Genomic DNA, 17,766 nt, shown 5'->3' with positions numbered 1-17,766 from the left:
TGCGGGCCTGCGGGCGGTCAAGGTGCTCGGCACTCACCGGTCGGTCTCCTCGTCGCGCTCACGGCGGAAGCGGCGCGCCTCGCGCTCCTGCTGGCGTGCCTCTTTCTGGGCACGTTCATGCACTTCTTGCTCGGCCTCGAAGACGTCATAGGCTTCGATGATGCGCTGTACCAAGGGGTGGCGTACCACATCCTTGGCCGAGAAGTGGGTCATGCCAATGCCCGGCGTCTCGCGCAGCACTTCCAGCACCTGGATCAGGCCCGAGCTCTGGCCTTTGGGTAGGTCGACCTGGGTGATGTCACCAGTAATCACTGCCGTGGAGCCGAAGCCGATGCGGGTCAGGAACATCTTCATCTGTTCGCGGGTGGTGTTCTGGCTTTCGTCGAGAATGATGAAGGCATTATTCAGGGTGCGGCCACGCATATAGGCTAACGGAGCGATCTCGATGATCTGGCGTTCGATTAGCTTAGCCACCTGCTCGAAGCCGATCATCTCGTAGAGGGCGTCGTACAGCGGGCGCAGGTAGGGGTCGATTTTCTGTGCCAGGTCGCCAGGCAGGAACCCCAGTTTCTCGCCTGCCTCGACGGCCGGGCGCACCAGCAGGATGCGGCGCACCTGCTGCTGGTTCAGTGCTTCAACTGCAGCAGCCACCGCCAGGTACGTCTTACCGGTACCCGCCGGGCCGATCCCGAAGTTGATGTCGTGGGCGCGCATGCTGGTGACGTAGGACTGCTGGTTGAGACCCCGCGGCTTGATCAGCATTTTCGGTGTGCGTAGCAGCACTTCGGCGTGCTGGTGGCCTTCGTCTTCTTCCAGGGCTTCAACTCCTGACTCCTGCAGGTACAGGTGCAGAGTTTCGGGACTGAGCTCGCTGGACTCGGCCTCGCGATATAGGTGCTCAAGCAGGTTGGCACCGGCCCTGACCCGGTGAGCCGGCCCGGCAAGCTGAAACGCATTGCCGCGATTGCGCAGGGTAATGCCCAGGCGCGACTCAATCAGGCGCAGGTGCTCGTCGCGCTGTCCGCACAGGTTGGCTAGACGGCGTGGGTCATTGGGTTCCAGGTTGAGAGTGGTGACGCGATTGACCGGAGTGGTTGACTGACTCAAGACAGACTGCCCATGGATAAAGGTGTGGTGGCATCCAGCTTACTGCCCCAGCGGGTGCCGGGGCAATATGACGTGCAGGATGCGTGGTGTGTCGCAACAGCGCAGCGTGTCAGAAGCGCTCGGGGGAAGCCAACTCGGCGCGCAGCGAGTTTGGGAAGGCCTCGTTGATTATCACATCGACAAAGTGACCGATCAGCTCGGTGGGGTTGGCCGCGCGGAAATTGACCACGCGGTTGTTCTCGGTGCGCCCGGATAGCTGCCCCGGGTCCCTGGGTGAGAATCCGGTGACCAGGATGCGCTGGGTGCTTCCTACCATGCGTCGGCTGATCTGCGCGGTCTGTTGAATGATGCGCGCTTGCAGAATGGCTAGGCGTTCTTTCTTGACGGTCTCAGGCGTGTCGTCCTCAAGCTCGGCCGCCGGTGTGCCCGGACGTGGTGAATAGACAAAGCTGAAAGAATGATCAAAGCCGATGCGGTGGATCAGGTTCATGGTGGCTTCAAAGTCTTCCTCGGTCTCGCCGGGAAAGCCGATGATGAAGTCTGATGAGAAGCTGATATCTGGACGGTTAGCGCGGATACGTTCCATCTTGTCGATGTACTCTTCGACGCTGTGGCCGCGTTTCATGGCGCTCAGGATGCGGTTGGAGCCCGACTGCACCGGCAGGTGCAGGTGGCTGACCAGCTCGGGAATATCCAGGTAGGCGTCGATCAGGCTCTCGGTAAACTCTACCGGGTGCGAAGTGGTGAAACGCACTCGGTCGATGCCATCCACGGCGGCAACGCAGCTGATCAGTTCAGCCAAGTCGATTTCGTCGCCCATCATGTTCTCGCCACGATAAGCGTTGACGTTCTGGCCCAGCAAATTGACTTCGCGCACACCCTGGTCGGCCAGATGGATCACCTCATCCATGACCTTCTCGAAAGGCCGCGAGACTTCTTCGCCGCGGGTGTAGGGCACCACGCAGAAGGTGCAGTACTTCGAGCAACCCTCCATGATCGACACAAAGGCCGTGGCGCCGTCGGAACTGGGCTTGGGCAGATGGTCGAACTTCTCGATCTCGGGAAAGGTCACATCGACCACGGAAATCTGGTCGTTGCGGCTGGCGTCCAGCATGGTCGGCACCCGGTGCAGGGTTTGCGGACCAAACACCAGGTCCACATGGGGTGCGCGTTTGCGTATTGCCTCGCCTTCCTGGCTGGCCACGCAGCCCCCCACACCGATCACCAGATCAGGATTTGCCGCTTTCAGCTTTTTCCAGCGGCCCAGCTGATGAAACACTTTTTCCTGGGCTTTCTCGCGAATCGAGCAGGTGTTCAGCAGGATGACGTCGGCATCCTGTTCGTTGTCGGTGAGTTCGAGCTGGTGCGACTCGCCGAGCAGATCCGCCATACGGGCGGAGTCATACTCGTTCATCTGGCAGCCGTGTGTTTTGATGAAGAGCTTCTTCGTCATATCACTTTTATAAGAACCGGGGCCATGGCGAACCCTGTGGGCGCCAACAGCAAGTGGATAGGCTTGATGCAATTTCTTGGTGTTACTGAAGGCCGAATGCCTGCAGGGACAAGGTTAGCCATTATACGCAGGGCTTGCTGCCGGGGCTAGTTTGCCAGCGGCAGAGCCCGTGGCTGTTATGTTACGCTTGCCGCTAACGTGCGTGCCTCGGTGATCAAGCCGGTGGTAAAATCGACTGGTCAAAAAATGAGCGACTTTGGCAGCCGTCGCCGCTATGCGGGTCTGAGAGCGGTTTGCCAGAGTTTTCCTGATGCTTATCCACAGAAGCTGTGGGTAACCGCCAGGGGCCGTGAGACGAGCTTTTGGCAAGTGCCAGTGACAGAAGCTTCTACCAGTATAATGTCGCCCATGGCATGTGTTGCGCTTCATGAGCATGGCTTAGAGGTCGATTTCGCCGTAAAATATGCGCGTACCAAATTCTCTGCGTATCAATGTATCCATGTACCAATGACGTTATGACGTGCCTTGAATGAAGTGCTTTGGATAGCCAGGAAAAATCAGGACGACGCAATCATGATGCAACACATCAGAACGATCGGGCTGGGGGCGCTGACGCTGGCCCTGGCGTTGCCTCTCCAGGCTCAGCAGGACAGCGCAGATAAGAGCTGGGTTTCTGACGATATCACGACCTTCGTACGAAGCGGCCCCACTGACGGCTACCGAATCGTTGGTCGCCTGGCTGCCGGTGCGCCGGTGACAGTGCTAGACACCAGCGGAGATTACACCCAGGTGCGTAGTGAGGGCGGGGACGAAGTCTGGGTGCCCAGCAGCGATCTGCAGCAAACTCCCAGCGCTCAGGCCCGGGTGCCTGAGCTTGAAGCGCGGGTTGAAACCCTGACCAGCGAGCTGGCCGGTATCAATAGCACCTGGGATGGTCGTCTTGGCTCGTTGAACGAGACGCTGGAAATTCGCGAGAAGCGCATTGCTCAACTGGAAAAGCAGAACAATGAGTTGGCCACAGAGGCCGATGCCGCCCAGGCTAGAGTGCGCCAGCTGGAAGCCCATCTCAATACGGAAGAAAAAGACCTTCTGATGCGCTACTTCATTTACGGGGGGGGAGTGGCGGGTGCCGGTCTGCTGCTGGGGTTGATTGTGCCGCATCTGCCACGTCGCCGTCGTCGCAACGCTAACTGGTTCTGAAGCAATGAGCGAGGAGTGGCTCAGGCGCTGGGAAGAAGGGCGTACCGGTTTTCATCGAACTCAGGTGCACCCTGCCCTGACGCGCCACTGGCATAACCTGCAGGTCTCACCTTCTAGCGGTGTGCTGGTACCGCTTTGCGGCAAGAGTCTCGATATGCGCTGGCTGGCAGGCCAGGGCTACCCGGTGTTGGGTATTGAGCTTGCGCCGCTGGCTATTGAGCAGTTCCTGGCTGACGGTGAGGGAGAGATTTCCCGCTATCGTCACAACAGTTTTGATATCAGTCGTCAGGGCAGCGTGGAGCTGTGGTGCGGTGACATCTTTCATTTCCATATTCGCGAAGCTGCCCGGGTGGGCTCTTTCTATGACCGCGCCGCTTTGGTGGCTTTGCCCAAGGCCGCCCGTCAGCGCTATGCCTTCCATCTGGCGCAGCTGTTGCCGCCAGGCGCCAAGGGCTTGATGGTAGGGCTGACGCGTGCTCCGGGAGATAGGGGAGGCCCACCTTACTCGGTGAGCCATGCGGAAGTGGAGCAGCTGTTTGCCCCCAATTTTCGCCTTGAGCACCTCGATGATGGCACTGAGGAGCCTGGCAGCAGGTTTCGTGAGCATACCTGGTCGCTGGTGAGGCGCGGCCCGCAATATGGCGCTTTCTAACGGCCCAGCACGCCAGCCAGCTCCGGGTCGCTGAAGGCGCGGTTCATCGCGTCGGCCAGCAGCCCTTCAATCATTGCCAAGTTACTTTTCTTGCTGGGCCTCATGCCAATGGCAAAGCTCTGGTTGCGGGTCACCGTATAGGTGCCAGTGTAGGTGATACCCTGGTTGACTGCTTCGGCAACCAGTATCGCCTGAATGCTTGCCTCGTCTACCAGCGGGCGACCTGTGCCGCGCCCGTAACCCAGGGTGTCCAGCGTCAGAGTCAACGTTGGCCCGTTGGCTGAGCTGGTGGCGGTGGGGGTGAAACCCATGTCGCGCACCGCGCGCTCGGCTTCCGCTTGCAGGCTGGCCCTCAGTTGGGCCGGCTCGATGGTGATGATTGACGTTGACATGTCATTGCCGGTGCGGGTGCCGATAATGTTGCTCTGGGGTTCATACACCGTCCTGACTGTGACCATCTGCCCCTGGCCGACCAGCGGCACTGCAGTAGTGCGCTTGGGCGCGGGTTGCAGGTAGTGAGGGCTGGCGCAGCCGCTGGTAGCTACTGTGATGGCAAGACAGATCAGCAAGGCGAAACGTCGTGCTGCCATGGAACACTCCTTATTGTGCATGGTTAAGCCAGAGTGTGAGCGTAGCAGCAGACCGGGGGGCTGTCCTGCTTTACTGTGCCCGCCGCCGCTGCCCGTTCCTCAGGCGCTGAGGCGCAGCGCGGCGGGGGCTGCCAGGCGCTGGCCGTCGCTATCAAAGCGGTGCCACTGCAGCGGCCTGACGTACAGGCGCTGACCACGCTGGGGCGAGAGCCCGGCCAAATCGCTATGGCGGGCGCTGACCAGCCAAGGCTTGGGTAACCAGTCGGCGCTCAGCTCAACGCGCAGGTCCGCACCGATCGGCACCACGGCGGTGACGGTGACCGGCAGGTGGGCGTCGGGGGAGGGTGACTGGCTCAGCGTCAGCTCGTGGGGACGCATCAGCAATGTCTGGTGGCCCTGGGGCAGGTCGGCGTTGAGTCTGGCATCGCCGCAGGTCAGCACGCCGCCGCGCACCTCGCCTTCCAGCGCATTCACGTCGCCAAGAAACTCAAACACGAAGCGGTTGGCCGGCGCGCGATACAGCGCATCGGGGGTATCGATCTGCTCGATGCGGCCGTTGCTCATCACTACGACGCGGTCGGACAGCTCGAGGGCTTCCTCCTGATCGTGGGTGACAAACACGCTGGTGAAGTTCAGTTCATCATGCAGGTGGCGCAGCCAGCGGCGTAGCTCCTGACGTACCTTGGCGTCCAGCGCACCGAACGGCTCGTCGAGCAGCAGCACATCGGGGCGCAGGGCCAGTGCCCGGGCCAGCGCGATACGCTGCTGCTGACCGCCAGATAGTTGAGCCGGATAGCGTCCAGCCAGATGTTCGAGCTGCACCATTTCCAGCAGCTGATAGACTCGGCTGCGGATCTCTGCGCTGGAAGGGCGCGATTTGCGCGGCATCACCGTCAGTCCGAAGGCCACGTTATCAGCCACTGTCATGTGGCGGAACAGCGCGTAGTGCTGGAACACGAAACCGATGCGCCGGTCGCGCACGTGCACCCGGGTGACGTCGCGCGTACCAAAGTGGATGCGCGCAGCTGGGTGTGAGTCGGCATTTTCCAACCCAGCAATAATGCGCAGCAGCGTTGTCTTGCCTGAGCCGGACGGGCCGAGCAGGCCGATCAATTCGCTGTCGTGGATGTCCAGATTGATCGGCGACAGGGCGCAGGTGCGACCGAAATGTTTCTGAATATTCTCGATACGGATGCTCATGGCAAGCTCTCCCGACGCGCAGTGCGCCATTCCAGGCCGGCTTTGGCGGCCAGTGTAAGCAGGGCAATCAGGGCTAGTAGGGCGGCGCAGGCGAAGGCGCCAGCAGTGTTGTAGTCCTGATACAGCAGTTCGACGTGCAGCGGCAGCGTATTGGTCTGGCCGCGGATGGCGCCTGACACCACTGATACTGCACCGAACTCACCTACTGCTCGGGCGTTGGTCAGGATCACGCCATACAGCAGCGCCCAGCGAATATTGGGCAGGGTGACTCGGCGAAACAGAGTAAAGCCCGAGGCGCCAAGCGTTACCGCCGCTTCTTCGTCCCGGGAGCCTTGGGCCTGCATCAGCGGAATCAGCTCCCGGGCCACAAACGGGCAGGTGACAAAAATCGTCACCATCAAAATGCCGGGCCAGGCAAACATCAGCTGGATATCGTGGCCGTCGAGCCAGCTGCCGATCCAGCCGTTGCGGCCATACAGCAGCAGGTACACCAGGCCGGCTACTACCGGAGAGATCGCAAAGGGGATATCGATCAGGGTCTGCAGCAAGCGCCGACCGGGAAAGTTGAAGCGGGTCACCAGCCAGGCCAGCATCACGCCGAACATCAGGTTGACGGGAATGGTCAGCACGGTGATGAACAGCGTCAGGCCGATGGCCGACAGGGTGTAGGTGTCGGTCACGTTGGCCACAAAGATGCCCAGCCCCTTGGCGAATGCCTGGCTGAAAATGGCTATCAGAGGCAACAGTAGAAACAGCGCGGCAAGCGTCACTGCGGTACCGATCAGTACCCTACGCAGGGTTGGGGAGTCGCCGATGCGTTGCATTAGCCGTTGCCTCCATGCAGCCGGCGAATGAAGCGCCCCTGCCACAGATTAATGACCAGGAGTAGCATCAGAGACGTCGCCAGTACCACCGAGGCGATGGCCGAAGCGCCGGCGTAGTCGTATTCCTGCAGCTTGACGAAGATCATCAGTGAGGTGATTTCGGTCTCGAAGGGCATGTTGCCAGCGATAAATATCACTGCGCCGAACTCGCCCAGCGAGCGCACGAAAGCCAGCCCGGTGCCGGTCACCAGCGCCGGCCACAGATGCGGCAGGATCACGCGGCGAAAGGCTACGCCGTCGCGCGCCCCAAGCGTCATGGCGGCTTCGTCCACCTCAATGGGCAGGTCTTCAAGAATCGGTTGCACCGTGCGCACCACGAAGGGAATACTGGTGAAGGCCATAGCCAGCGCAATGCCGAGCCAGGTATAGGACACCTCGATACCCAGCGGTGCCAGTAGCTTGCCCATCCAGCCGTTGCTGGAATACAGCGTGGCCAAGGTAATGCCGGCCACCGCGGTGGGCAGCGCAAAGGGCAGATCCATCAGGGCATCAAGCAGGCGCTTGCCGGGAAACTCATAGCGTACTAGCACCCAGGCCAGCAGCAGGCCGAAGGCGGCATTGACCAGCGCTGCCGCCGCTGCTGCACCCATGGTAGTCAGGTAGCTGGCCACCACCCTTGGCTCGCTGATCACTTGCCAGTACTCGGCCAGCGAGAGTTCAGAAAGCTGGCCTACCAGGCCGGTCAGGGGCAGCAGAAGCACCAGTGAGATAAAGGTCAGGCTGATGCCCAGAGACAGGCCGAATCCCGGCAGCACCTGCATGGGGCGCGCTGGAGTGAAGGAGAGGGCGGGTGCGCTCATGGATTATGCCGTCCGGACTCAGCGACGCTGCAGCTGGTCGAGCTGACCGCCGCTGGCGAAGTGGGCTTCCATGGCCTGGTCCCAGCCGCCGAATACGTCTTCGACCTTGAACAGCTTGGTATTCGGGAACTGGTCGGCGAACTCTTCGACCACGGCTTCGTTGTTTACCCGGTAGTTGAAGCCAGCCAGCAGGCGCTGCGCCTCTTCGCTATACAGGAAGTCCAGGTAGTCGCGAGCCAGGTCCAGATTGTCGTTACGTTCGGCGTTTTCCTCGACCACCGCCACCGGGAACTCAGCCAGGATGCTGACCGGCGGCACTACGACTTCGTAATCATCGCTGCCGTACTCGCCGCGGATGTTGTTGACCTCGGACTCGAAGCTGATCAGCACATCACCGATACCGCGCTCGATGAAACTGGTGGTAGCACCGCGGCCGCCGGTATCGAACACTTTCACGTTGCCCAGGAAGTCGCCCATGAAGGCCTGTATCTGCTCTTCATCACCGTCGAACTGCTCATCGGCAGCACCCCAGGCGGCTAAGTAAGTATAGCGCCCGTTGCCGGATGTCTTGGGATTGGGGAACACCAGCTCGACGCCCTCGGCGGCCAGGTCGTCCCAGCTCTCGATGCCCTTGGGGTTGCCCTTGCGCACCAGAAAGGCGGTGGTGGAGTAATAGGGTGAGGCGTTGTTGGCCAGCTGCTGCTGCCAGTCTTCGGCAACCAGGCCTTCATCGGCCAGCACCTGGACATCGGTAACCTGGTTGTAGGTCACTACATCGGCGCGCAGGCCCTGCAAGATGGCGCGTGCCTGGGCAGATGAACCGCCGTGGGACTGCTTGATGGTCAGAGTGTCGCCTTCGTTCTGCGCTTCCCAGTTGGCCTTGAACAGCGGATTGACCTCGGCGAACAGCTCGCGGGCAATGTCGTAGGATGAGTTGAGTAGCTCGCGATCTTCCGCCATGGACGGCGACGCCATGCCAAGCCCCAACCCGAGAGCGATGGCCAGAGCGGGAAGTGAACGACGGAAAGGCAGTGTGGATGACATGATAACCTCAGGGCTAGAAGTGAATCGATGCCCTAAGATATCAGTCACAAGGGGTATTGATCAGGTGATTTTTATACTGATATAGAATAAGGCTATTGAGGCAGCTCAGTGACAGAGCACCCTGTCCGCTCTGAAGATTCTTTGATTTGCGTAATGTGCAGCAGCGACGTCACAGTATTCTCGGAATGATCAGCCCAGAGGCTTTCGGGGCTCAAGCGATCGCTTGAGCTGGTGTCCACTAATGCTGGGTAAGGTTGCTGACGGAGGAGTAACTCACAGTCACGTTTTGCTTTTTTCAACGGTTTTTTCGCTTTGCTTAGGCAGTCCTCAATCGAGGAGGGCAGCCAGAGGGCATGTGGTCAACGATGAAAATAGCATTTTCTTTCATTTTACTGCGCGGACATTCTTGGAGCAGCTGCTGTCACTGGCCAGAATGCCGTAATGACAACCCGTTCGATGAGGTAGTCTGTGCCAAGAAAACATGTTATTTCATATGCGCTTGCGATTTTTCCGGTTCTTGCCGCTTTGCCTGCCGCCGCGCAGGATGAATGGGTCGGGCAAGTAACACCCTATATCTGGGCGATTGGCGTTAACGGGAACTTTACCCCTTTTACAGGCGCGCCGAACCTCTCGTTCAGCAGAAGCTTCTCCGAAAGCAGAGAAGATGTTGATGGGGCGTTTTTCTTGTCAGGCTTTGCCCGTAAGGATCGTTTGGTGATGCTGGCAGATGTCAGCTACTCCTCCAGTTCTCGAGAGGGTCACATCCCGCCAGGCATTTCGGCCGAGGGTGAGCTGAAGCAGCGTTCCATGACCTTGGCCGCTGGGTGGCGCGTTCTTCAAGAGAAATCCTGGGCGCTAGACGTGTTGGCCGGGGCGCGGCACTGGAACATCAAATCCAGTGTCAACGCAGGAGAGGTGTTTGGAGCTAGCGTCGAAAAAACATTTACCGACCCAATCCTGGCAATGCGAAGCAATATCCAGTTGGCGCCGCGCTGGTCAACCATCGCTTATCTTGATGTTGGCGGTTTTGGTGTGGGATCGGAGCATACCGTTCAGGCGTTACTTACCGCTAACTACCAGATAAACGATAGCTTTTTCCTGTCTGCGGGTTACCGTTGGTTGGATTTCGATTACAGGGATGACGGCACAAAGCTTGACTGGAACATGCAAGGCCCGATTCTTGGTCTCTCATGGCGGTTCTAAAGGTGGTAAGCAAGGGGTGGCTCAGTCAGCCAAATTGCCCTATATGATTCATACTATTCTCACGACTGCGATTTCAAATAGCGCCGTTCATCGTGGGCATACTGTGCTGTATTGGTGAACGCTATTGATTGGCCGTCTGGGCCGAGGTGCTTATCAGTACCCGGCTGGCAGTTCGACTGCCTTTCAATAGCGTCGCACTTATCTCTTGAGTTCAAGCTTGGGGTCAGGCTTGGGTTCAGGACTACAGCCCGATCGCCGAAGACGTGGAGCGTCGCGGGTCAGCGCCGCCATAAAAGACGTCATTATCAATCACGATGGATTGGGCGGCACCCATGGCGGGTTGCAGGCTGATGGCATGGCCGCGTTGCTCCAGCAGTTTCAGAGTGTCTGGGCTGAAACCAGCCTCAACGCGGATCTCGTCGGGCAGCCATTGGTGGTGCATGCGCGGCGCGCTGACTGCCGACTGGATGTTCATGTCGTGGTCAATCACGTTCATCAGTACCTGCAGTGTGGTGGTGATGATGCGCGAGCCGCCGGGACTGCCGGTGACTAGAAAGTTCTTGCCATCCTTTTTGACAATGGTCGGGGTCATTGATGAGAGCATTCGCTTGCCGGGCTCTACCTTGTTGGCCTCGCCGCCGATCAGACCATAAGCGTTAGGGACGCCGGGCTTAGCGGAGAAGTCATCCATCTCGTTGTTAAGCAGGAAACCGGCATCTTCTACCACGATGCCCGAGCCGTAGCTGAAGTTGATGGTGTAAGTGTTGGACACTGCCAGGCCGTTATCGTCGGCAATCGAGAAGTGGGTGGTCTCGTTGGACTCATAAGCTGCGGGGTTGCCCGCCTTGATGGTGTCGCTGGGTGTGGCCTGGTCCATAGCGATTAGGGTGCGCAGCTCGTCGGCATATTCCTTGGAGGTAATGCCGTCCAGTGGCACCTCGACGAAGTCGGTATCGCCCAGAAACTCGGAGCGGTCTGCATAGGCGCGCTTCATGGCCTCGGCCATGACATGCATGGTGTCAGCAGCGCCAAAGCCCATCTCGCCAATCGGATAGTCTTCCAGGATATTGAGCATCTGTACGATGTGGGCGCCGCCGGAGGAGGGTGGGCTCATGGCGTAGATGTCATGGCCACGATAGGTACCGTGGCTGGGTTCGCGAATCACCGGTGTGTAGCTGGCCAGATCTTCCATGGTCATCAGGCCGCCGTGCTTTTCCATCTCGGCGACAATCAGACGGGCGGTTTCACCTTCATAGAACTCGCTGGCACCATGCTCAGCAATGCGCTTGAGAGTGGCGGCCAGTGCCGGTTGGCGAAAGATCTCACCCACTTCGTAGGACGAGCCGTCTTCTTTGAAGAAGGTCGCCATGCTGGCGTCCCAGGGCTCAAAGCGTTCGCGGGAATCGTCAAGGCCTTTGACGAAGCGCGGCGGCACCGCAAAACCATCTTCGGCCAGCCGTATGGCCGGGGCCAGCGCTTCAGCCAGACTCAGGGTGCCGTACTCTTCCAGTGCCAAGGCGAGTCCGGCGACCGTGCCTGGTACGCCAGCCGCTAAGTGGGTATAGCGTGAGCGCTCGGTGACAGCATTGCCGTCTTCATCCTGGAACATGGTTTCAGTGGCCGAGGCGGGAGCCGTTTCGCGATAGTCGATGGCGATGACCTCGGCGCTGCTTTCATCAGAAATCAGCATGAAGCCGCCGCCGCCAATATTGCCTGAGCGTGGCTGGGTCACCGCCAGCGCAAAGCCGGCCGTAACGGCAGCGTCTACGGCATTACCGCCTTTGGCCAGTACGTCGCGGGACACTTCAGACGCCAGGAAATGACTGGTGGACACCATGCCGTGGGTGCTTTCTTGCGGATGAAAGCGCTCGCCTTCGAGGATCGCCTGCTGTGCCATTATCGGTGAGGAGAGCAGCAGGGCGCTTGCCAGCAGGCCAGTGGTCAGGCCGGTGGCTAGCCCTGAAGATAGCCCCCTGCGGAAGCGGGCGGTAAACAGAAACTGGGCCATGAACTTGTCCTTTTTATCAGCGGTTTTGTCTTTGAAGTATGGGCTGTGATGACTAAGGTGTCACTGTCGTTACTATCCGGCGGTTGGGTGGTGTTAAGCAAGTTTCACCAGCAACGTCCGTGAGCTGTTAAAATACCCGTTTTTGGCTCAGTGACTGACAGGAAATGCCCCGCCATGACCGATTCACGCCCCGACTTCCGCCTTGCGCCTTCCATCCTTTCGGCCAATTTTGCCCGCCTGGGTGAGGAGGTGGACGATGTGCTCGCCTCAGGGGCGGATATCGTCCACTTCGATGTGATGGACAATCACTATGTGCCGAACCTGACCATTGGCCCCATGGTCTGTGAGGCGCTACGCAAGCACGGCGTTACCGCGCCAATCGATGTGCATCTGATGGTGCGCCCGGTGGATCAACTGATTGGCGACTTCATCGATGCCGGGGCCAGTTATGTCACCTTCCATCCGGAAGCCTCGAACCATATCGACCGCTCGCTGCAACTGATCCGCGACGGCGGCTGTCAGGCTGGGCTGGTGTTCAATCCGGCTACGCCGCTGTCGTACCTGGACTACGTGATGGACAAGGTCGACATGATTCTGCTGATGAGCGTCAATCCCGGCTTTGGCGGACAGTCGTTCCTTCCTTCAACGCTAGACAAGCTGCGCGAGGTGCGCCGGCGAATTGCCGCCAGCGGGCGAGACATTCGCCTAGAAATCGATGGTGGCGTGAAGGTGGACAATATCGCCGAGATCGCCGCTGCTGGGGCCGACACCTTCGTTGCTGGCTCGGCGGTATTCAAGGCGCGCAATGAGGCCGACGCCAACCGTTACGATAGTGTGATCCGTGACTTTCATAAGCAACTGGCCACGCTATCTTGAGTGAGCCGGTGGCGTCTGTGTGGCATCTCTACTTGATTGAGACGGCATCGGGTGCGCTGTACACCGGTATCACCACCGATGTACAGCGACGCCTGGGCGAACATGGCACCGGTCGTGGTGCCAAGGCGCTGCGAGGAAAAGGGCCGCTTGTGCTGGTGCACCATGAGGAGGTGGGTACGCGTAGTGAGGCGCTCAAGCTGGAGGCCGCGGTTAAGTGCTTGCCCGCGGCTGGTAAGCGCAAGTGGCTGATCAGCCGTAGCGTTGCGCCTGTTTGAGCTTTACCTCAGTGCAGCTTGAGTCGTGGTTTAAGATAGCGGTTCAAGCGATCCACAATGATGATCAGCCCTGTTCTGATGGTGCCGAAAATGGCACGCTGGTGCATGCGATACAGCGAGGCATAGAAGAAGCGTGCCAGGTGGCCTTCTATAAACAGGCTGCGTGTTGATTTGCCGCGCATCAAGTTGCCGATGGCATCAAAGTGGGCCAGGGAAATCAGCGAGCCGTGGTCGCGGAAGGTGAATGATTTCATCGGCTTGCCTGCCATCCTGGCGCGCAGGTTTGAGTACAGTCGGCTGGCTTGTTGGTGAGCGGCCTGGGCCCGAGGAGGAACGCTTCCACCTTCGCCCTGTGGGCAGCTGGCACAGTCGCCAAGAACAAAGATGTTTTCATCATCAATGCTTTGCAGTGTGTCGTGAACCTTTATGCGGTTGTTGTGCTCAACACTCAGCCCCAGTTTGGACAGGAAGTCTGGGGCCTTGATACCAGCAGACCATACAGCTAAATCGACCTCCAGCTCTTCGCCGTCCGCGGTCACAATGGCGTCTTTCTTGACTTCAGTCACCCGGGTATTGAGGTGGATGGTGACGCCCAGGCTCTCAAGCTCCTTGCCCACGGCATTGCCGATTCTTTCAGGCAGCATGCCCAGCAAGGCGGGTGACGCTTCGATCAGGTGGACTTTGAGCTGGTCGCTTTCCAGCTGGGTGAAGCCGTAGCTATGCAGCATACCGGTGGCCTCATACAGCTCGGCGGCCAGCTCGATGCCTGTGGCACCGGCACCAATGATACCAACCGTCAGTGTTGAGTCGGGCGCGGGTTCTGACGCCTGATAGCGCAGGAAGGTATTCAGCATATCCTTGCGGAAGCCTTCTGCCTGCTGCGGGCTATCTAGGAAGTGGCAAAATTGCGTGGCGCCCGGTGTGCCGAAGTCATTGCTGACGCTGCCAATGGCTAGTACCAGATAGTCGTAGTGCAGAGTGCGAGAAGGTAGGATTTCTTCGTCGCCGTCCATTATTGGGGCCAGGCTGAGGCTTTTCGCTTCGCGGTCCAGGTTGCATAGGGTGCCGCGTTGGAAGCTGTAGCCGTTGCTGAGGGCGTGCCCCTGATAGGAGACTTCATTAACTCCTGAGTCCAGCACACCGGTTGCCACTTCGTGCAGCAGGGGCTTCCAGATATGGGTCGCGTTGCGATCTACCAGTACAATGCTGGCCTGTTTGCGCCGCCCGAGTCGCCGCCCCAGCTTGGTGACCAGCTCCAGGCCGCCGGCACCGCCACCGACGACGACGATTGTTGGTTTTTTCACGAGCTCTTCCTCATTATTGAAAGTGACTGGCATAGTCGAAAGCTGGTTCCTAGCCTATCATTGGGCATACTTCATATGCCCACTACCTATCTATCTATAGAGCACCGCTGATGCATCCACTGCTTGATAACGTGCAACTGGTCGCCTTCGACCTCGACGGCACTCTGATGGACTCTTTACCGGATATGGCTGTTGCGGTTGACGCCGCCATGCGCCAGCTAGGGCTACCGGCGCCTGGTATGGTGAGGGTGCGCCATTGGGTAGGTAACGGTGCTCGGGTGCTGATGCAGCGCGCCCTGGTAGACACAGCTGGTCAAGCCGTCAGTGAAGCACGGCTGGATGAAGCGCACGCCGCCTTTCTTGATCACTATGCCCGCGCGCCCTGTAAGCTAACGCGCCTTTATCCCGGCGCCCGGGAGGCGCTGGATGGCTTACGCGCGGCAGGTCTTACGCTAGTGCTGATCACCAACAAGCCCGAAGCCTTCATTGCTCCCTTGCTTGAGCATTTTGCTCTGCAGCACCACTTTGCGCTCTGCCTGGGTGGCGATAGCCTGGCAGAGCGCAAGCCTGACCCCATGCCACTGCTGCATGCGGCAGAGTTTTTTTCAGTAGCTCCGACGCGCTGCGTAATGGTTGGTGATTCCCGTCATGACGTAATGGCAGGTAAAGCGGCTGGCTTTCGTACTCTGGCGGTGCCTTACGGGTATAATCATGGCGAGCCAGTAGGGTTGAGCCAACCAGATGGCATGCTTGAATCGCTGGCACAACTCGTTTAGCGTTCTTTACAGCAAGCTATTGGGCGACGTTGTTCAATAGCCAATTGTCATGAACGTCTGTGGCAGACCTTACCCGGTGAAGGATACCTCATGATGCAAGCACTGCTGCTTTGCCTTACTCCAGCCCGCTCCACGCTGTGTCTCCGTCATGGTGGCTGGCGATGGTGATGCCCGTGTCCGGCAGGCTGCCGGTGTGTGACATTTCCATCGACTCTATTCTAGTAAAGCGACTAGTGCATCATGATGACATTTGAACGTTTTCAGCAGTTGGCCGAGGCCGGCTACAACCGGATCCCCGTGACACGCGATGTCCTGGCGGATCTCGACACCCCGCTATCAACCTACCTGAAACTGGCCGATGCGCCCTGGACCTTTCTGCTTGAGTCGGTGCAAGGCGGTGAGAAGTGGGGGCGCTACTCGATCATCGGGCTGCCGTGCCGTGAGCGTATTGAGGTACACGGTTTTGAGGTGCGCCACTATATCGATGACGAGGTGGTGGGCGCCGCAAGCGTTGACGACCCGCTGAGCTGGATTGAAGACTTCCAGGCCCGCTTCAAGGTGCCAAAGCTTGATGATCAGCCGCGTTTCGATGGCGGTCTGGTGGGGTATTTTGGCTACGACACCATTCGTTATATCGAGCCGCGACTGCGTGACTCCGATGCACAGGCTAAGCCCGATCCCATCGGCGTGCCGGATATCCTGTTGATGGTGTGCGACGAGCTGGTGGTGTTCGATAACCTGTCGGGTCGGTTAACGCTTTGGACGCATGCAGATCCTGCCGACGAAGCGGCGTTCGATCGCTCGGTTCAGCGTCTCGAGCGCCTGGAGTCACGCCTGCGCAGCGCGACCATCAACGCGAGTAGTTCTGGCGGCGGAGGGGCTGGCGTGGAAGAGGGCGATTTCACGTCAGGCTTTACCGAAGATGGCTTCAAGTCTGCCGTGGAGACCATCAAGGAATATGTGTTGGCCGGTGATGTGATGCAGTGCGTACCGTCCCAGCGCATGTCGATTCCCTACCAGGCGCCGCCACTGGATCTTTATCGGGCGCTGCGCAGCCTCAACCCCTCGCCTTACATGTTTTTCCTTAATCTTGGCGACCACCAGGTGGCCGGTTCGTCGCCGGAGATCTTGACACGCCTTGAGGACGGTGAGGTGACCCTGAGGCCGATCGCTGGTACCCGGGTGCGCGGGCGTAACGAACAGGAAGACCAGGCGCTGGAAGCTGAGCTGCTGGCTGATCCCAAGGAAGTCGCCGAGCACTTGATGCTGATCGATCTGGGGCGTAATGACCTGGGTCGCATTTGCGAAACGGGCTCGGTGGGCGTCACTGAGAAGATGGTTGTAGAGCGTTATTCTCACGTCATGCATATCGTTTCCAATGTCACTGGGAAGCTCAAGCCCGGGCTGACGGCCATGGATGCGCTGCGTGCTACTTTTCCGGCGGGTACCGTTTCCGGTGCGCCTAAGGTTCGCGCTCTCGAAATTATCGATGAGTTGGAGCCCGTCAAGCGAGGCGTCTACTCGGGTGCCGTGGGCTATCTGTCCTGGCACGGCAATCTGGACACTGCTATCGCCATCCGTACCGCAGTGATCAAAGACGGCCAGCTGCATGTGCAAGCCGGGGCAGGCATCGTCGCCGACTCGGTGCCGCAGCTTGAGTGGCAGGAAACCCTGAATAAAGGCCGTGCGGTGTTCCGTGCTGTCGCCATGGCTGAGCGCGGATTGGATAATCTCGAGCCATAGAAACTGCTCCCTGCCCAGGCTTGCTGGTTGCAGGCAGATATCAGGGTCAAACATCAGTCTAAAGTCGGAAGTGTCTCGGCACTGCCATAAATAAAAACAGGGGGTTAGTGTGAGCACGGTGCTGATGATCGATAACTACGACAGTTTCACCTACAACGTGGTGCAGTATCTGGGTGAGCTGGGCGCTGAGGTGATTACCTATCGCAACGACGCCATCAGCCTTGCTGATATCGAGACGCTGGCGCCGAGTCATCTGGTGATCTCGCCTGGCCCTTGCACACCCAATGAGGCGGGTATTTCCCTGGATGCCATCCGTCACTTTGCTGGACGTCTGCCGATTCTTGGTATCTGTCTTGGTCATCAGGCCATTGGCCAGGTATACGGTGGCCAGGTGGTGCGCGCGCCTCAGGTGATGCACGGCAAGAGCTCGGCAATTCGTCATCAGGGTCAGGGCGTGTTTGAAGGCCTCGACGACCCGCTATCGGGGACGCGCTACCATTCTCTGGTGGTGGCGCAGGACAGCCTACCCGAGTGCCTGGAGGTGACTGCCTGGACCGATGATGACGATGTCACGCCGGGCTTGATCATGGGCCTGCGCCATCGGGAACTGGATATTGAAGGCGTGCAGTTCCATCCCGAATCTATTCTTTC

At 59.1% G+C, this 17,766-nt stretch carries 17 protein-coding genes; 8 read left to right on the top strand and 9 right to left on the bottom strand.

What is annotated here, in order from left to right; all coding sequences use genetic code 11:
- Positions 1-33: 33 nt before the first annotated feature.
- The gene (locus tag ACTH3D_RS08680; RefSeq protein ID WP_441666668.1) at positions 34-1,107 is read right to left on the bottom strand and encodes a PhoH family protein; all 1,074 of its coding nucleotides are present in this window, start codon (positions 1,105-1,107) and stop codon (positions 34-36) included.
- Positions 1,108-1,216: 109 nt separating this feature from the next.
- Entirely contained in the window at positions 1,217-2,560 is a 1,344-nt protein-coding gene (miaB, locus tag ACTH3D_RS08675; RefSeq protein ID WP_441666667.1) for a tRNA (N6-isopentenyl adenosine(37)-C2)-methylthiotransferase MiaB, read from the bottom strand.
- Positions 2,561-3,136: 576 nt separating this feature from the next.
- On the opposite strand from miaB, the gene ACTH3D_RS08670 reads away from it, so the two are divergent.
- Positions 3,137-3,760, top strand: coding sequence for a TIGR04211 family SH3 domain-containing protein (locus ACTH3D_RS08670; RefSeq protein ID WP_441666671.1), 624 nt, complete (start codon positions 3,137-3,139; stop codon positions 3,758-3,760).
- A 4-nt stretch (positions 3,761-3,764) separates the two neighbouring features.
- Positions 3,765-4,412 (top strand): thiopurine S-methyltransferase, encoded by a 648-nt coding sequence (locus ACTH3D_RS08665; RefSeq protein WP_441666666.1) that lies wholly within the window; start codon positions 3,765-3,767, stop codon positions 4,410-4,412.
- Here ACTH3D_RS08665 and ACTH3D_RS08660 read toward each other — a convergent pair.
- The 5 genes from ACTH3D_RS08660 to cysP form a co-directional block, all read right to left on the bottom strand.
- Positions 4,409-5,002 carry a YajG family lipoprotein gene (locus ACTH3D_RS08660; RefSeq protein WP_441666665.1) on the bottom strand — a complete coding sequence of 198 codons (594 nt, stop codon included), beginning with the start codon at positions 5,000-5,002 and terminating at the stop codon, positions 4,409-4,411. The two genes, ACTH3D_RS08665 and ACTH3D_RS08660, sit on opposite strands and share 4 nt — an antisense overlap.
- Before the next feature lie 99 nt (positions 5,003-5,101).
- Positions 5,102-6,202 (bottom strand): sulfate/molybdate ABC transporter ATP-binding protein, encoded by a 1,101-nt coding sequence (locus ACTH3D_RS08655; RefSeq protein WP_441666664.1) that lies wholly within the window; start codon positions 6,200-6,202, stop codon positions 5,102-5,104.
- The gene (gene cysW / locus ACTH3D_RS08650; protein ID WP_441666663.1) at positions 6,199-7,026 is read right to left on the bottom strand and encodes a sulfate ABC transporter permease subunit CysW; all 828 of its coding nucleotides are present in this window, start codon (positions 7,024-7,026) and stop codon (positions 6,199-6,201) included. The genes ACTH3D_RS08655 and cysW overlap by 4 nt, the downstream gene beginning before the upstream one ends.
- A complete protein-coding gene (gene cysT / locus ACTH3D_RS08645; protein WP_441666662.1) occupies positions 7,026-7,886 on the bottom strand; it encodes a sulfate ABC transporter permease subunit CysT in 861 nt (286 codons plus the stop codon). The genes cysW and cysT overlap by 1 nt, the downstream gene beginning before the upstream one ends.
- Positions 7,887-7,904: 18 nt before the next feature.
- Positions 7,905-8,930, bottom strand: a complete 1,026-nt coding sequence (gene cysP / locus ACTH3D_RS08640) for a thiosulfate ABC transporter substrate-binding protein CysP (RefSeq protein WP_441666661.1) — start codon at positions 8,928-8,930, stop codon at positions 7,905-7,907.
- Between the two features lie 468 nt (positions 8,931-9,398).
- Here cysP and ACTH3D_RS08635 point away from each other — a divergent pair, with 468 nt between their 5' ends.
- On the top strand, positions 9,399-10,133 hold the full coding sequence (locus ACTH3D_RS08635; protein ID WP_441666660.1) for a hypothetical protein: 735 nt from the start codon (positions 9,399-9,401) through the stop codon (positions 10,131-10,133).
- 241 nt (positions 10,134-10,374) lie between these two features.
- Here ACTH3D_RS08635 and ggt read toward each other — a convergent pair whose 3' ends face one another.
- Positions 10,375-12,141, bottom strand: a complete 1,767-nt coding sequence (gene ggt / locus ACTH3D_RS08630; RefSeq protein WP_441666659.1) for a gamma-glutamyltransferase — start codon at positions 12,139-12,141, stop codon at positions 10,375-10,377.
- A 174-nt stretch (positions 12,142-12,315) separates the two neighbouring features.
- Between ggt and rpe the strand changes: the two genes are divergently transcribed.
- Positions 12,316-13,017 (top strand): ribulose-phosphate 3-epimerase, encoded by a 702-nt coding sequence (gene rpe, locus ACTH3D_RS08625; RefSeq protein WP_441666658.1) that lies wholly within the window; start codon positions 12,316-12,318, stop codon positions 13,015-13,017.
- An 8-nt stretch (positions 13,018-13,025) separates the two neighbouring features.
- A complete protein-coding gene (locus ACTH3D_RS08620) occupies positions 13,026-13,292 on the top strand; it encodes a GIY-YIG nuclease family protein (protein WP_441666657.1) in 267 nt (88 codons plus the stop codon).
- Between the two features lie 8 nt (positions 13,293-13,300).
- Here the strand turns inward: ACTH3D_RS08620 and ACTH3D_RS08615 are convergent, their stop codons facing one another.
- Complete coding sequence (locus ACTH3D_RS08615; RefSeq protein ID WP_441666656.1) at positions 13,301-14,596, bottom strand: NAD(P)/FAD-dependent oxidoreductase; 1,296 nt, start codon at positions 14,594-14,596, stop codon at positions 13,301-13,303.
- A 110-nt stretch (positions 14,597-14,706) separates the two neighbouring features.
- Between ACTH3D_RS08615 and ACTH3D_RS08610 the strand changes: the two genes are divergently transcribed.
- The 3 genes from ACTH3D_RS08610 to ACTH3D_RS08600 all read left to right on the top strand — a co-directional run.
- The gene (locus ACTH3D_RS08610) at positions 14,707-15,372 is read left to right on the top strand and encodes a phosphoglycolate phosphatase (RefSeq protein WP_441666655.1); all 666 of its coding nucleotides are present in this window, start codon (positions 14,707-14,709) and stop codon (positions 15,370-15,372) included.
- Positions 15,373-15,615: 243 nt separating this feature from the next.
- Positions 15,616-17,115, top strand: coding sequence for an anthranilate synthase component I (gene trpE / locus ACTH3D_RS08605; protein ID WP_441666670.1), 1,500 nt, complete (start codon positions 15,616-15,618; stop codon positions 17,113-17,115).
- A 124-nt stretch (positions 17,116-17,239) separates the two neighbouring features.
- The coding region (locus ACTH3D_RS08600) for an anthranilate synthase component II (protein ID WP_441666669.1) at positions 17,240-17,766 on the top strand (527 nt) is incomplete at its 3' end.

Origin of the sequence: Halomonas sp. (assembly GCF_052095765.1) — a bacterium.
Taxonomy (GTDB): domain Bacteria; phylum Pseudomonadota; class Gammaproteobacteria; order Pseudomonadales; family Halomonadaceae; genus Halomonas.
This window is presented reverse-complemented; position numbering and strand designations above follow the sequence as displayed.